Raw genomic sequence first — 15198 nt, forward strand, 5'->3', positions numbered from 1 at the left:
GAATACAATAATCCAATTTCGGAATAGCAAAAGAAAATATCGGATATGAGGATCGACACCAAGGCAACGGTACTACAAGTTATTTCTGCAGCATTCATTTTATTATGGATCTACACCGCAGGCAGTAAGCTTTCCAGCTTTGAAAACTACAGGTTGGAAATGCAACACCAGGTTTTCAGCCCGATGGTATCAGAAATACTTATCTACATTATACCAGCCGTTGAAATACTCGCAGCATTATTACTATTGTTCCAAAAAACCAATAAAACGGGAATGATCTTTTCAGCCCTACTCATGACCGCCTTTACCATCTACATCGTACTCATCATCTCGGACTATTTCCCAAAAGTGCCATGCACCTGTGGTGGGGTAATCCGAGTCTTAGGCTGGAAAGCCCACCTTGTATTCAATTTGATCTTTTTAAGCGCGGCAATCCTTGCACTATATAACACACCAAAGCGGGAGGTAAGTGACAAAGAGTAACAGACAACCTGGGCCTAGCCAGCCCAAAATAGAAGAACCACAAAGTCCGATGGCCAAAAACAAAAGGAAAAAACATAAACCGGCCAGCTGCCTGGGCCCAACCGTCAGGCAGAAAATTTAAACTAAAAACATGTCAAAAAAATTCAACTTAGGTCTTGCAGCCCTTGTATTGGGGTTCGGCCTTATCGCCACACAAAGTGCATTTACAGCAAAAACAACTACCTATTACCATTACAAAACAACTAATGGCCCTGTTGAGCAGACCAGCTCATGGGAGCCTTCAGCAGGCCCTACCAGTTTTGAGTGTAGCGGTGAAGAAGAAGTTCCATGTATTATCGGCATCGAAACACCCCTATCAACCTATCTTTCAGGTAAGGACAACCAAGATGTACTGGATTCTCCTGAACTGATCTCTGCCAGGGAACAATAACAACAGTCAATGGTGCAGAAAAGATCTGCACCATTGCATTTATAGGTTCTGTTCAAGACCCGCAATCTCGATTACCCGCTCAGGGATCGGCAGCGCAAAAGCTGAACTGTTGGCCTTCAGACTGTATACCGTCCCTTTAACGCTTCTGCTAAAGGAAATCCCTGCACCTTCCCTGTTAAGCCTTTTAACATCTACCCATCTCAAGCCCCGGAGCAACAGTTCCTTTCTCCTTTCCAAAAGAACCATATCCAGAACCTCCTTCTGATCGGCTCCAGACTTTTCGATAAATGTATTCTTTCTATAGCGGTTACGAAGCAAACGGTTTAGATCAGAAAGCGCCTCCAAGAGCTTACCTGCCCTTGCAAGAGACTCACTTCTGATTAGTAAAACCTCATTCACAGCAAGCCCGCTGAAGAAGTTGGAATTGCCTTCATAACTTCCTTTAAAACCAAACGTACCGTTTTTGTTATCATTAAAAAATATCGTTCTGCGCAGATCATTAGCATCATATAATGCATAAAGCGAAGGATTGATCTTTCCTCTGGCATTGTTCAGCACAGGAGAAGTAAAATAACTATCTTGCAGCACCTCGGCGTTAAACTGTCCGATAGGATATGCCGCAGACGCATTCAGCAAATTATAATCCAACAGATCTGATTTCAACAGCAGACATGAATCAGCATACAACAACGAAAGCTCATATCTGCGCATCGACCAATAGGTTCTTGCCAGAAGCGCAAATGCTGCCGGCCTTGACGGCCGCATGACATGGACAGCCTTTATTGGCAATGCAGCGGCAGCCCTTTTCAGGTCCGAAATTACCTGCGCATAACCAGCCTCAACAGTAGCCCTGGTAGAAGGTTCGTTAAAATCAGCGCTTAGTTTCAATGGAACTCCAAGCTCACTCCCCGACTGCTCATCATAAGCATTCCCCCAAACATACAGGCCCCGAAGGTGGTTTTTTGCCCTGAGGTAATAAGCCTGCCCAGATACATTATCCCACTCAAAAGCATTGCCCGCGTTCCTATCAATTTTTCGGATAGACTCCAACACTACATTTGTCCGATTGATCGCTCTATAATTGTAAAACCACTCGTTTGAATCCTGCAAAAATATATTGCTCCGCTGCCAGGTATACATGTTCCGTTCGTTCTCTGTCCTTGCCGCCAGATCCGCATCAGTCAGGTATATATCATCAGTGCTGACCTCTGCAGCGTTGCCGTCCGCATAGTTTATATGCTGATATTGATCCAGCAGCGCCTGCAGATCGGGAAGCGTCTCAGGGATTGCCTGAGACTGGTTGGACTTTGCATCCAAAAATTTCTTACATGAAGCGAAAGCCAAAAGCAAAAACATGCCCAAAAAGATTAACCTTTTCATATCTTAATATTTATAAAGATGATTTAAAACCAAATGCAATGCTCCTTGCATCAGGTATACCCATATAATCCGGATCGATGCCTTCTTTGTTGGCCCGCCAGATAATCCCTAGGTTACTGGCCACTACGAACAACTGCAGCCTGGAAAACCCTGTCTTTTTTAAGCCGGCCGGCTTAAAATCATAACCTAAGTTCACATACTGCATCCGGATGTGGTCGCCCTTTAATACGTTAACCTCCGAACCCCAGTAAAACTCATCCCGCACATTGGAATTGGGATAGATCAGACTGGGAACACTGGTGATCAGCTCATCCCCCGGTTTCTGCCACCGCTTTGCATAGTCAGCGTTCCCTTCGCGGCCGATGAAAAGCGATCCATAGTCCAGTGCATTTTTTCTGAAGTAATAACGCAGCTTAAAACTCAGCCTCACGCTCAAGGTAAAACCGGCATAAGAAAAGCTATTGCCCAGCCCTCCCGAAAATATCGGAAGCGCAGTACCGTGGTAGACCATATCCTCAAACTTTAGCGAACTGCCCATCAGCGCATCATAGTTTTTGCTTACCGCCCCGTTTAGTATGCCCTGAGGATCACCAGTAGCTGGGTCCAATCCCGCCCATTTAAAAGAGATCATCCCATAAAGGGGATAACCCACCAGCCCGGTATAAGAAACATTCCCGTTCAGTTTTCCCCTGCCGTTAAAAGTACTGTTGTAATTCTTGAGCACCTTGTCCTTGTAGTAATTTAAAAAGAAATCTGTTGTCCAGCTGAACTTTCCTGTTAGGTTCCGGCTGCTTAGTTCCAGATCTACACCGTCCCCCTGTATTACCCCAGAATTCTTGACTATGGTAGCCCCTACACCCGCGGTCAGGTCGATCGGGGTCAGCGCCAAAAGGTCAACCGATTTCTTCCGGTAATATTCCAAGCTGCCCTTTATCCTGTTCTCCCTAAACCCAAAATCTAGCGCCGCATTGAACATAAATACCCGCTCCCATTTCAGCTCCGGATTGGCATAATTACTTAAAAATGCATAGGGAGTCTGGGTAAATACCGAATTGAAGCCTGCATAAGTAATCGTAGTTACCGCCGTACTCCTTGGGTCCGTATTCCCGCTTGCACCAAAAGTTGTCCGTAGTTTCAAAAAAGAAATCAGGCTACTGCGCCAGAACTTCTCCTTTGAGATATCCCAGGAAAATCCCGAAGAAAACAGCGGGTTCCATTTATCATTCGTCTTCAGGCCAAAAAGATTGGAAGCATCACGTCTTCCACTCAGAGAAAGCGTATAACGGTCATCAAAAGTATAGGCCAGGTTGGCAAAAGTGGAAACATAACGGTTCAACGTTTTCCCGAAAGCATCCCTATTGGTGATATACTCCAGATTGCCCGTCACAAAAGTTTTCACCGGATCCAGGTAGTTTACAACAGAAGTTGTCAACGTAGATTCATTCAGTCCATACACCCTGCCAGCGTTGGTCTCCGTGCCGTTACTCCTGATCTCCCCACCAATGATCCCCGAAAGCGCATGTCTGCCCATCACCTTATCAATATCTGCCTGCGCCCTCATATTATGTCCCTGCAGCAGTGAATAGTCTTGGTCGACGATGCTTCCCAAAGGGATATTCCGCTTTAAGGTGCCACCTGCATCAATAGACGAAAAAATATTCACCAGATTCCGCACCAGGTAACTCTGCGGGGTATTGACCGATTTTATTTTCCCATCCTGCTGCTCAAATTGATAGGTTGCAGCCACTTTAAGCCAGTCCAGCACCTGATAAGATGCCCTGAACGACGCCAGTACATCGTTCACGTTATTGACCGAACGGGTATACTTATAATCTTCCAGGGGATAATATCTCCAGTCCAAAAACTTACCGTTTCCTGCCGAGCTGATATAACCGGTCCTGTAATCGGTAATGACCGGAAGGGAATTCCCATTCTCATCCGCTAAGCGCGTATAGGGCGGAAGCATCCCTGTAGCCGAATTGATCTGTGATGGATCGGTCCTTCCGTTTTTGCTATTCGTATAGGTCAGCATCAGGTTCCCCGTTAAGGTAAGCCTAGAGGTCACCTTGAAATTCTGTTCTGCCTTTAAGTTATAGCGGCTGAACGGCGCGGCAAGCGAACTCACATTATGGTCAAAGCCCGCCGATAGCAGCCAGTTCCTTTTTTCGGACCCTGCCCCCATCTGCAGGCTGTACTGCTGGGCGGTTGCATTTTGGAACACATACCTGTCCAGATCCCTTCTCAGGTCGTAGCTCCTCAGCACATCGATTCTGGATTTCGCATCGCCTGCATTGATCAGTCCGTCCCTGGCCGCAATCCGTAGTTCCACTACCTCAGAGAGTGGCGCCCTGGCAGTACCCACCTCAAAACTTGTATAATAACCCTTATCAAAAAGAAAGTTCTCCAGATCAATAAAATCGTCTACCGATATTTTACTCTGGTAATACTGGTCTGGTTTTCCCGTCACTTTCAAACTTCCAGAAAAAGATACTTTCAGTTTATCGTTGAACCGCGCCTTTTTGGTGTTGATTACAATTACCCCATTACCAGCCCTGGCACCCCAGATCGAAGCAGCAGCTGCATCCCGCAGTACTGTAATACTCTCCACATCATTTGGATTGATATTATTAATATCTCCCTCATACGGAAAATTATCCAGCACGATGAGTGGACTTCTCGGTCCCTGCAGCGTCCCGATCCCACGGATAATAATTCCGTAGCCCTCACCCCCATTACTTTTACGGTCAACACTCAGGCTACTGGTAATCCCCTCCAGTCTGGCAATAATCCCAGTCCCAACCTGCTCATTCAAAACCTTACCCGACAGCTGTAAAAATGAACCTGTGGCGCGCTCTTTGGGCAATCTCTGGTAGCCCGTACTCACCTCCACAGTCTCCAGCTGCCGCTCCATGCCCACAAGCACCACCTCCAGCAGCCCGGAAAAAGGCAAAGAAACCAGCGTATCCAGCTTATCAAAATTCATCGCCGAAAAAGACAGTCTAACCTTGCCCGCCTTCCCGGATAGCACAAAACCACCATCCTCACCAGAAAACACCTCAACAGCCGCTCCCTTAACCGACACCCCACTAACAGCCTTGCCTGAAACATCCCTCACTACACCCCGCAAAGACTCCTGCGCTCCCACCAAAGAAGCGCAGAACAGCAAAACGATCATCAATAATAGCCTCCTCATAACTAATCCTTAGCCCCCCTAGCCTTCTTCTTGTTTACGATTATCATATGCTTCCTGCCGCGTTCCACCATCACTGCAACATTCTCCTCCGTCAGAAAATCACTCTGGGTAATTCCCAGCACAACCCCACCAACAATCCACACATAATGCGGAAGCGCCCGGTGAGGAAAAGCACTCAAAAACATTTTATCCTCCACCACAAAAGGAAGCCCAATCTCTCCCACGGCACCCGCAGCAGCCCCCATCCTAACCTTCTGCGCAAGCGAGGAAGCAGAATCTCCCGTACCAACCGAATTCACGAGCACCACCTTCAGATCATCAGGAAACTGCTTCTGAATTTTTGCTAGCAAAGGAAACTTCTTCAAACAGCTCCCACACCAGCTTGCCCAGAAATCAATCAGGATAAGCTTATCATAATCCCTCGCAAGCGATACTTCCGACAATACTCCATCAATAAGCATCTTACTCTTCGTATCAAAAAGCACCCTAGGAAGCTTTCCGCCAACATACACAGGCGCAATACTATCTACCCCCCTCACCTGTCCCAGCACAACTGTGCACAAACAGAAAAGGAGCAATAAAACACAAAAAATATTTTTTATCATTATCATAAATTGTTAGCAGTTTAGGCTATATAATACATTAAGCGGAGATATGCGGGAAGGTTCTTCCCGCATTAGCCTCGCCACCACTGTACCCTGTTTTGCGTCCAGGGCAAACCAGCAGAAAAAGCTTATACCAAAGACATAGCAATCTCCATACAGCCAAAACCGTTTAGTTTAAATTTTAGTTAGTTAAAAGCAATAAGAAAAAAAATCAACAGGACAGGCCAATGGTTAAAAAGCCTTATCTAAATCATAAAGCTTTGGCTGTTCTGTCATCAATTCAACCAAGGCCTTTAGGCTTTGCAGCCTATAGCATTTCAGGAAGAAACCGCTTACTTTGGCCCAAAAATCTATTAATATGAGTTTCCCCCTATCATCAGAGAGGGTATATTCGCGTGGCATGCCCCGTTCAAACAATACATGTTTAAAATTCCAAAAAGTCTTCGGCAGTTGATCTCTAAAGGCTGCAGTCGTAATTTTCGGTAGCGCCTGCTGTGCAAATCCACTATAGGCAAATAGCTGAATGAGCAATAAAATTGTACAAATATTTTTTATCATTTTTAGTTTGGTTAGTTTGTATGGTCAGTTTATTCTGCCAACATAACCGCCCGGAAAGAATCTTCCGGGACAGTCAAGCCTGCTGCTCGCTCCTTTTTGCGGCAGGAGCTTTTGTAGCGGCAAAATATCTACCGTTCTGAAAATTAATCAGATCGCATGGCCATACAGGTTAATATGGTAAAGTGTTGATCATAAAGTAATCCGAGAATAGAGTGCTGTCACTGCTACAGGTATCAGACACTTTCACGGTTTGCTTAACCGCATTGTGATGTTTTCCAATTCCTGCTTTAGTATCGGCTTTTTCTTTACAATGCTTGCCATTGGTTAGCATAATCAATGGCGCATACAACAATGCACCGCAAAAGAAAAAAAGCGGCAAGTAAGAATTGTTGAATTTCATAATTTGGTCTGCGTAATTGGTTAAATTGAATCGTAAAAATTTAGGTTATTGAAACTTTGTTATGAAAGAAAAAAAGCATGTAACAGGCGAAAAATTTAGACATAACAATCACATTGCAGCATAAGCCACTTATTTTTTATAAAAAATTCTATAAAAACTTAAGTTTTATTCGAATATCAAATAATCTCTGCAAAGAGGAATAAGGCAGGCCATCATCATTAAAAACCTAAATTATTATTAACCTTTAAGGTTAGCCTGCCTTATCGAAACAGTTATTCGGGATTTTTGGGCTTTAAGGCATAAAGCCGATCAAAAGGACAACTTAACAGAGACTGGTAAAGAAATACTTGAAAATGGCGAACAATTAAAATAATATATTGGGGCATACTCACTTCAGTAAGTACCAACCATTTAATCCAACCTATTTTTTGCTTGCTCATAATCGTATGTTATGAGTCTTGATGGAGAGAAAAAAAAGTGGGCTTCCCAAACCATAACCTCATAATGTTTCTCACGCCTTACGTTGAAATGGAATTACAGCAGAAGCCCACTCTTATTTTGGAAAGCTAAAGATAGCAATTCCGCTATAAGAAATGGGATAAAATCTGCTGTCCTGCTCCAACGGCGTGAGATTTGAGGTTGCAAGACTCTTAATTTTACCTTTTATTGGTTCTTATTTTTTTGTTACGTAAATGTAAATAAAAAAAATACAAATGTCAAGTAATTGCATGACGTTTTTAAATAAAATATAAAAGACATTGCTAATCATATTTTTATTAGCAATAAAATGATTAGTGAGAAAGAAAAAATAATTCTGAAAAGATTCGGTCAGCATTTAAAATCTTTAAAAGAGAAACAGGAACTTTCTTATCGTGAATTTTACAAGAGAAGTGGAGTTAATACAGGAGATATTATTAAATATGAAAATGGAGAAACCAGCCCAAGCTTCATTACAATAGTGAGATTGGCTATAGGTTTAAAAATCCATCCAACAGCACTTCTTGATTTTGATTTTGGAATAGACTTTAACGCCGGGCTGGAATAGCATAAAATTCATGATATAGTGTCAGATCTGGAAACCAGGAGTAACTGAAAGAAGCAGCCTGCCTATATGTGAATATAACAAATTGGAAAACAGCGGACAATAAAGATGCTTATAGGTACCGGTTAATAAAGGGAGTGTGATTGTAGCAGACAGTTTTTACAATGACTTTTACCTGTTGAATGTCTGGAATAGCAAATGGATGTTTTGTTATCAGGCATAAAGACAATCTTCGGTATGATTCTCCGAAAGAAAATATACTACCATCGGATCGGCAACTATCAAATATGGTGGCTTCATCAGACTATAAACGCAGCGAAATGGAGAAATCTTTGGACTATGTTAAAAGATTTCTCCACTGCGGCCGAAATGACACCACTTGTATATTTGTCATCAGCCATCCAATGTATTCGAAAAATTCCACACATAGTAGTAAGATTGCTTCCCCGGCTGAAAAAGCCTCATCGCATCCGATAGCTATCGGATGACGGATTTATTGTTGTAATAGAATGCCAACCGTATTAGCACCTCACTTTTCTTTACAAAAATCATCCCCTTTTCCCCTTCTTTCACTATTTTTACCCTTATGGCTAAACTCATCAATCTAGAAGTATTTCAGCGTTTCTTCCGCTCCGGACAAGTAGGCGGTTTCCTATTACTGATCTGCGTTGCAATCTCCTTAATCATCGCCAATACCGCTTCAAAAGAAAATTTCGAAACCTTTTTAGCAACCAAATTAGGCTTTGGCGCCGTCAACTACAGTATTTTAGCCTGGATAAACGATGCCTTAATGGCTATATTCTTCCTGTTAGTAGGATTGGAAATCAAACGCGAACTGGTAGAAGGCGAACTATCTTCTGTTAAAAGTGCAGCCTTACCCGTAATTGCAGCCCTGGGCGGCATGCTTGTTCCAGCGCTAATTTATTCGTTTTTTAATAAAGGCGCAGAAACTGCCGACGGCTGGGGCATCCCTATGGCAACCGACATTGCCTTTGCCCTCGCCATCATTGCGATGCTCGGTAAAAGCGTACCCACCAGTTTAAAAATATTCCTGGCGGCTTTAGCCATTGTAGACGATCTTGGCGCCATCCTGGTCATCGCAATCTTTTATACCAACCAAATTCATTTCGAATACCTGGCCATGGCCGGAGGCATCCTTGTTCTTTTAGGCCTGATGAATTATTTCGGCGTTAAGAAACTTGTGTTTTACCTCATCCCGGGCGTATTCCTTTGGTATTTCATCCACCACTCGGGCATCCATGCTACCATTGCAGGTGTATTACTGGCTTTCACCATCCCTACTAACGAAACCGATGTTAAATCGCCTTTAGAAAAACTGGAGCATTTTTTAACCACTCCGGTTAACTACATTATTATGCCCATTTTCGCATTGGCCAATACCAACATCACCTTTCAGAAAGAAATGCTTACGGGACTGGTTTCCCCCCTTGGTCTCGGCATTATTGTAGGTTTATTCGTGGGTAAAACCATTGGCGTAACCTTTTTCAGCTGGTTAGCCGTGAAACTGAAGTGGGCCGATTTACCCACCGGGGCAGGCTGGAAACACATTTTAGGTTTAGGCATGCTCGCCGGAATCGGTTTTACCATGTCGATTTTTATTGCCCTGCTCTCTTTTAGCGAAGTGCTGCATGTTTCGCAAGCGAAGTTTGCAATTTTAACCGCTTCGATCCTATCGGGTGTGGTGGGCTTTGTATTTTTGAAATCGGTTAAAGCTCAGGAATTAACCACAGAACGCAGTTTAACCACAGAGGACACAAAGTAAAACACAGAGAATCTGATCATAACCACCCCCACCCCTCCTAAATTAGGAGGGGGAGTTCCCCTCATAGTTTCAAATGGATCAATCCATGGATGTTTGTCTCTGTTCCTCCCAATCTGCACCATGCTATCCGGCCTAGCAGATTTAGTAGTAAGAATCGGTCGTCATTTCGACTGGAGCGCAGCGGAATGGAGAAATCTTTGAACTGTGTTTTCGCTTACTTTCAAGCGCCTTAAAACCCTTTCTGCCTATCGTTTTCAAACCTTCCGCTTTGCCTGTAGGTATGCTCTTCAAATAAAGAGATAACCATTGAGTAAATACTGAGCTTAAACTAAACCAGGCTAGCTACTCCCCTAACAAATTTTTATGTTTTACGCCCCAGCTTTCGAGTGCATTAATAATCGGTCTCAATTCCAGGCCAATGGCAGTTAGTTCATATTCCACCCGTGGCGGAACTTCGGCGTAAACGGTTCGCTTCACAATTTTAGCTGCTTCTAATTTACGTAGCTGTAAGGTGAGCATTCGCTCGGTAATGTTAGGTAAATTTTTTCTTAATTCTCCAAATCTGAGTTTACCGCTCATTAACCACGAACAGATCACCAAAGCCCATTGCCCACCGATAATGTTGGCCGTATAAACTTCTAAACACTCATCAGCTAAAGCTTGTTTGTTCGCATAGTTGGTAGAGGTTTCCTTGATTTTAGACATACTTACATTTTTTATAGTACCTTACAATTGGTGGCTAATGTACAAATTAAGCGGTTATGCATCTATTTTTGCAATTATAATCATCAAAATCTGTAAAAATGAAAATATTGATCATCGTCACCCATCCCGACATTAAAAACTCCGTAATCAACAAAAGGTGGATTGAAGAATTAAATAAATACCCCAATAAATATCTGGTCCATCAACTGCATGAGGCATATCCTGATGAAAAGATTGATGTATTGGCAGAACAAAAGCTGGTTGAACAGCATGATAAAATTGTATTCCAGTTTCCCTATTATTGGTTCAATTGTCCCTCACTTTTAAAAAAATGGATGGATGAGGTTCTCACACATGGCTGGGCCTATGGCAGCAAAAGTGGTTATAAATTGGCTGGCAAGAAAATCGCCCTGGCCATTTCATTGGGCGTTGAAAAACACGAATTGCGTCCATCAGAAAAATATAAATATCCCTTAGCAGAATTAACCCATCCGTTCGAACTTTCTTTTCAATATGTAAAAGCCGATTACCAACCCCCATTTGCTTATTATGGAATAGACAATAACCCATCGGAAGAGTGGATAGAAGATAGCGTTTCCTTGTATTTAGATTTTTTAGATGCGTTGTAATTAAGAAGTATTGAGGTTCGCGATTTTAACCGCTTCGATCTTACTGGTGTGGTGGGTTTTGTTTAAATCAGCTATTATCCCACCATTCCATTAATAAAAGTCTCTACAAAATCCTTAATGCGCAACAAAATTCCATCACGTCGCTTCTTACGTTGAAGAATACTCGGTTTTTCTCCTTCAATCAAGTCTAGCAAATCATCCGTCAATGGTTCTCTCTCGGCAAACAGATAATCTTCTATTAGCTTCTCTGTTTTTTCTTTAGATAGCTTTTCCTCATCAATTAATTTCTCAAAGGCCTGCTTTTGTTCTTTGTCCCAGAATTTATCAAACTCTCCTGTAACCTCATCCGTATCTTTAATTAAGGGCAGATTTTCTTCAATAAAGCGTTCGATCAATTCACGTTTACTACGTAAAGTAGTTTCGGTTGATAACAAATTTGCAATCTCTTGTTTGGTCTTTTCGTCATCACCTTTATTAGCAGCTTTAAGTTTAATCAGTAGTTGGATAATGTAGGTGACATTAATTTCATCACGATGGATGAGTTCCAGTTCAAAATCTACATCATCTAAAATGGATGCCTTTTCTTTGGCATGTTCATGTTTTACCTTATCGTATAAGTCGAGGTATTTGCTTTTGAAATCTTCAAACTCCTGTTCACCCATTTGTAAGTCATCCCAGTTAAAATCAGCGAACGAAGTCATAATGTTTTTGATGCGCATGACATTCCTAAATGCCCTTACAAATTCAAGTTCATCTTCTTCTGTCACCAACTCACTTACATCGTCTGGGAACCTTGCAATTGAAATTAGCTTTTGATAAGCTTTTTCAAACTCCTGGGTATAATCTTCATAAGGCTGCATAATGATGACTTCAATTGCATCCTTATTACTAAACAGGGTTATTGCTTCGTCAGTCCTGTTTTTTAAATTACGGAAAGCAACAATATTGCCTTGCGATTTTTGCTCATTCAATATCCTATTGGTACGCGAATAAGCCTGTATTAAACCATGGTATTTAAGGTTTTTATCTACATAAAGCGTGTTTAAGGTTTTACTATCAAAACCTGTTAAAAACATATTTACCACTAGCAAAACATCAATTTTACCGTCTTTTACCTTTGCAGAAATATCATTGTAGTAATTATAAAAGCTTTCGCTGTCTTTAGTGCTGTATGCACTACCAAACATGACGTTATAATCTGCAATAAATTCGTCTAACTTTTCTCGGCTATGCGCTTGCAAACCGTATAATGCTCTTGGTTCTTCCACTACCGAAACTTCTTCTGATATAAAACCATTCGCTTCTGCATCATCTTCGTTACTGGCATAACTAAAAATGGTGGCAATTTTTAAATCATGAGTACCCTCTATTTTTCTACGTTTAAAAATTTCGTAATACTTAATCAAGGTTTTAACACTATCCACGCAAAACATAGCGGTAAAGCGTTTATTTTGTGTTTTACGGTCGTGATGAGCAATAATGTAATCTGCTATTTTGATGAGCCGCTTGGGGTCTTCCATCAACGCTGTAGTATCAATATCTTCCACTTCAATATCAATAGCCGTTTCCCTGCCATCTTTATGTTTGTATCTACCTACATATTCTACCGAAAACTTCAATACATTTTCATCACGAATGGCATCAGTGATGACATATTTATGCAAGCAATCTTCAAACAAATCTTTAGTGGTACGTTTGCCTAAATCATTTTTATTGGCATTATCGGCAAAAATTGGTGTACCTGTGAAGCCGAATAGCTGACTATTGTTAAAGAATGATTTGATGCGTTGATGGGTATCGCCAAATTGGCTACGGTGGCATTCATCAAAAATAAACACGATACGTTTATCTTTTAAACCGGCCATTTTGCCTTCGTACTTCAATTTACTAATAGCTGTATTTAGTTTTTGTATAGTGGTTACAATTAACTTTGAGTTTTTATGTTCGCCTTTTTTATCAATATAATTGTCGGTAAACTGCTTAACCAGGTTACTGGTATTATCTGCCCCATCTATACTCCCCTCTTGAAAACTATTGAACTCTTTAGTAGTCTGGTAATCCAAATCCTTACGGTCTACCACAAATACTACCTTATGAATTTGTGGCAACTTCATTAAAATCTGACTAGCCTTAAAGGAGGTTAAGGTTTTACCCGAACCCGTAGTATGCCAGATATAACCATTCCTGGCTGTATTTTTCACCCTTTCAATTAAAGCCTCAACAGCATAATATTGGTAAGGGCGCAATATCATGGGTATTTTATTGGCTTCATTTAAAACGATATACTTGCATATCATTTTACTGATATGACAAGGCTCTAAAAAGGCATCGGCAAAACCTTCCAGCAAATTGGTAACTCGTTTATTTTGTATGTCGGTCCAATAGAAAGTTTGTTTAAAATCCTGGTAGCGATTATTAGCGAAATATTTTGTATTCACACCATTGCTAATTATGAATACCTGCACATACTGATATAAAGCGTAACTGGCATTAAACGAATGCCTCTGGTAACGATTAAGCTGATTAAAAGCCTCTTTCATTTCCAAACCTCGTCGCTTTAATTCTATCTGAACCAAGGGCATGCCATTGATGAGCAAGGTAATATCATAGCGGTTTACATACTTACCTTCTTGCGTAACCTGATTGGTTACCTGATATTCGTTCTGACACCAATGCTCTGTGTTTAAAAACTCAAAATATAAATTATCGCCGTTATCGCGAACAATATGTTGTTTTTGACGTAAGGTTTTTCCTTTTTCGAAAACGGTACCCTTATTCAAAATGTTAAGCACTTTGTCAAATTCCGCTTCAGAAAAATTCACTTTATTGTGCTTTTCTAACTGCAACTTTAAATTGCGAATAAGCGCCTCTTCGTTAAGTACAGTAATATAATCATAACCTAACTTTTGCAAGTTGATGATTAACTGTTCTTCTAATATTTGTTCGGATTGTTTAGCCATTTAATTCCAAAGTGCTTCGTTTTCCCAGTTCACTTTAAAACCTAAAGCATTGGGGTCTACGGATGGATATCTAGTTAATAATTCTTTCATCTTTAATGCAAATGAATTCTCTGGAGCTATAATATTAAGCATATACCTAATGATACATAAGTGAAGATAGAGCTTTTGAGTATCTGCAGGCACATCAACCAGCCATCTATGAGGCGGTCTGGGCAATATTTTCGGAGTTCCCGGAAGATTTTTATTCCATAACCTGCTATGGTGCGCACAATAGTTTCTTATTTGCGCAATAGACTGTAACCAGCTCGGTAAATAGGTATGATTTACGGCTCCCAATTCTTCGGCAATAGTATCTTTTGATTTGATGGTATTTTTAAGATTGCCATACAGTTTAGAAAGTGAACCAAAACTGGTCATCTCTAAAGATTTCCAGGCTGGTGGAAACCTTAAATCTTCTTTATACCTTTTTTTATGTTCTTTAATAAAAATATCTTTTGAACGTTCAATCTCCTCTTTCAAATTGGCAAGTGTTTCTATAAGCGCACCACTATCCTGAAATATAGCTATATTCTGAAACCACCAGGGATCAAACTCATGAGACAAATGATAAATTAATTTTGTTCGTAAGCTAATTTCTATTTTTTCGATAGCATCGAAAATTAATATTCGTAATTCCCTATCAAAATTATAAAGATGGATTATATCTTCAAACTTACTGTTTTCTTTAAACTTATGCTGTGCTTTATCCGCTTGCATAGGCCACCAGTAGCCCGCTAAACGGTAATAGCTTACATGTGAAAGATAATGTGCAGCCAACACCTTATCTGCAATAACCAATCCTCTTTCTTGAAGTTGCGCAATATGCTCATCAATAGTAAATGCATTTTTGTTATAAATCATTGGCGATAATATTACAAAAGGAAAATCCCTCTAAAAATGCCTTGATTAGCATATTAGAGGGATTGTTATCAGTTATCAAAAAGTCTATAAAAGCAAAAGACCCGCCCTGGGACGCTGTTCTGATGGGTAG

Annotated in this window: 13 protein-coding genes; 5 read left to right on the forward strand and 8 right to left on the reverse strand. The window is 41.1% G+C overall.

Translation table 11 applies throughout. The features are described 5' to 3' along the window. Positions 1-45: 45 nt before the first annotated feature. Positions 46-483: a MauE/DoxX family redox-associated membrane protein gene (locus tag BCL90_RS20335; protein ID WP_121286626.1), complete on the forward strand. Its 438-nt coding sequence runs from the start codon at positions 46-48 to the stop codon at positions 481-483. 130 nt (positions 484-613) lie between these two features. Beyond that, a complete protein-coding gene (locus BCL90_RS20340) occupies positions 614-913 on the forward strand; it encodes a hypothetical protein (RefSeq protein WP_121286628.1) in 300 nt (99 codons plus the stop codon). Positions 914-952: 39 nt separating this feature from the next. Here BCL90_RS20340 and BCL90_RS20345 read toward each other — a convergent pair whose 3' ends face one another. The 5 genes from BCL90_RS20345 to BCL90_RS20365 form a co-directional block, all read right to left on the reverse strand. Beyond that, positions 953-2293: a RagB/SusD family nutrient uptake outer membrane protein gene (locus BCL90_RS20345; protein WP_121286631.1), complete on the reverse strand. Its 1341-nt coding sequence runs from the start codon at positions 2291-2293 to the stop codon at positions 953-955. Positions 2294-2303: 10 nt separating this feature from the next. After that, the gene (locus BCL90_RS20350; protein WP_121286634.1) at positions 2304-5486 is read right to left on the reverse strand and encodes a SusC/RagA family TonB-linked outer membrane protein; all 3183 of its coding nucleotides are present in this window, start codon (positions 5484-5486) and stop codon (positions 2304-2306) included. A 2-nt stretch (positions 5487-5488) separates the two neighbouring features. Continuing rightward, entirely contained in the window at positions 5489-6091 is a 603-nt protein-coding gene (locus BCL90_RS20355; RefSeq protein WP_166792283.1) for a TlpA family protein disulfide reductase, read from the reverse strand. 231 nt (positions 6092-6322) lie between these two features. Next, positions 6323-6649 carry a hypothetical protein gene (locus tag BCL90_RS20360; RefSeq protein WP_134380784.1) on the reverse strand — a complete coding sequence of 109 codons (327 nt, stop codon included), beginning with the start codon at positions 6647-6649 and terminating at the stop codon, positions 6323-6325. A 169-nt stretch (positions 6650-6818) separates the two neighbouring features. Then, positions 6819-7049: a hypothetical protein gene (locus BCL90_RS20365; protein ID WP_121286643.1), complete on the reverse strand. Its 231-nt coding sequence runs from the start codon at positions 7047-7049 to the stop codon at positions 6819-6821. Positions 7050-7836: 787 nt separating this feature from the next. Between BCL90_RS20365 and BCL90_RS20370 the strand changes: the two genes are divergently transcribed. Continuing rightward, entirely contained in the window at positions 7837-8094 is a 258-nt protein-coding gene (locus BCL90_RS20370) for a helix-turn-helix domain-containing protein (protein ID WP_121286646.1), read from the forward strand. 583 nt (positions 8095-8677) lie between these two features. After that, positions 8678-9874: a Na+/H+ antiporter NhaA gene (gene nhaA / locus BCL90_RS20380; RefSeq protein ID WP_121286652.1), complete on the forward strand. Its 1197-nt coding sequence runs from the start codon at positions 8678-8680 to the stop codon at positions 9872-9874. A 342-nt stretch (positions 9875-10216) separates the two neighbouring features. On the opposite strand, the gene BCL90_RS20385 is transcribed toward nhaA, so the two are convergent. Beyond that, positions 10217-10579 (reverse strand): winged helix-turn-helix transcriptional regulator, encoded by a 363-nt coding sequence (locus tag BCL90_RS20385; RefSeq protein ID WP_121286655.1) that lies wholly within the window; start codon positions 10577-10579, stop codon positions 10217-10219. A gap of 98 nt (positions 10580-10677) precedes the next feature. On the opposite strand from BCL90_RS20385, the gene BCL90_RS20390 reads away from it, so the two are divergent. Continuing rightward, positions 10678-11208: an NAD(P)H-dependent oxidoreductase gene (locus tag BCL90_RS20390; RefSeq protein WP_121286658.1), complete on the forward strand. Its 531-nt coding sequence runs from the start codon at positions 10678-10680 to the stop codon at positions 11206-11208. A 74-nt stretch (positions 11209-11282) separates the two neighbouring features. Here the strand turns inward: BCL90_RS20390 and BCL90_RS20395 are convergent, their stop codons facing one another. Beyond that, positions 11283-14168, reverse strand: coding sequence for a type I restriction endonuclease subunit R (locus BCL90_RS20395; protein WP_121286660.1), 2886 nt, complete (start codon positions 14166-14168; stop codon positions 11283-11285). Further along, the gene (locus BCL90_RS20400) at positions 14169-15068 is read right to left on the reverse strand and encodes an Abi family protein (RefSeq protein WP_208529931.1); all 900 of its coding nucleotides are present in this window, start codon (positions 15066-15068) and stop codon (positions 14169-14171) included. Positions 15069-15198: the final 130 nt, after the last annotated feature.

This window comes from Pedobacter alluvionis (assembly GCF_003664035.1).
GTDB classification, from domain to species: domain Bacteria; phylum Bacteroidota; class Bacteroidia; order Sphingobacteriales; family Sphingobacteriaceae; genus Pedobacter; species Pedobacter alluvionis.

Excerpts from the sequence above, each read along its gene's own strand:
- BCL90_RS20365 (WP_121286643.1), bottom strand. The coding sequence starts at position 7,049 with ATGAAATTCAACAATTCTTACTTGCCGCTTTTTTTCTTTTGCGGTGCA.
- BCL90_RS20385 (WP_121286655.1), bottom strand. The coding sequence starts at position 10,579 with ATGTCTAAAATCAAGGAAACCTCTACCAACTATGCGAACAAACAAGCT.
- BCL90_RS20350 (WP_121286634.1), bottom strand. The coding sequence starts at position 5,486 with ATGAGGAGGCTATTATTGATGATCGTTTTGCTGTTCTGCGCTTCTTTG.
- BCL90_RS20395 (WP_121286660.1), bottom strand. The coding sequence starts at position 14,168 with ATGGCTAAACAATCCGAACAAATATTAGAAGAACAGTTAATCATCAAC.
- BCL90_RS20335 (WP_121286626.1), top strand. The coding sequence starts at position 46 with ATGAGGATCGACACCAAGGCAACGGTACTACAAGTTATTTCTGCAGCA.
- BCL90_RS20400 (WP_208529931.1), bottom strand. The coding sequence starts at position 15,068 with ATGATTTATAACAAAAATGCATTTACTATTGATGAGCATATTGCGCAA.
- BCL90_RS20345 (WP_121286631.1), bottom strand. The coding sequence starts at position 2,293 with ATGAAAAGGTTAATCTTTTTGGGCATGTTTTTGCTTTTGGCTTTCGCT.
- BCL90_RS20390 (WP_121286658.1), top strand. The coding sequence starts at position 10,678 with ATGAAAATATTGATCATCGTCACCCATCCCGACATTAAAAACTCCGTA.
- nhaA (WP_121286652.1), top strand. The coding sequence starts at position 8,678 with ATGGCTAAACTCATCAATCTAGAAGTATTTCAGCGTTTCTTCCGCTCC.
- BCL90_RS20370 (WP_121286646.1), top strand. The coding sequence starts at position 7,837 with ATGATTAGTGAGAAAGAAAAAATAATTCTGAAAAGATTCGGTCAGCAT.
- BCL90_RS20340 (WP_121286628.1), top strand. The coding sequence starts at position 614 with ATGTCAAAAAAATTCAACTTAGGTCTTGCAGCCCTTGTATTGGGGTTC.
- BCL90_RS20360 (WP_134380784.1), bottom strand. The coding sequence starts at position 6,649 with ATGATAAAAAATATTTGTACAATTTTATTGCTCATTCAGCTATTTGCC.
- BCL90_RS20355 (WP_166792283.1), bottom strand. The coding sequence starts at position 6,091 with ATGATAAAAAATATTTTTTGTGTTTTATTGCTCCTTTTCTGTTTGTGC.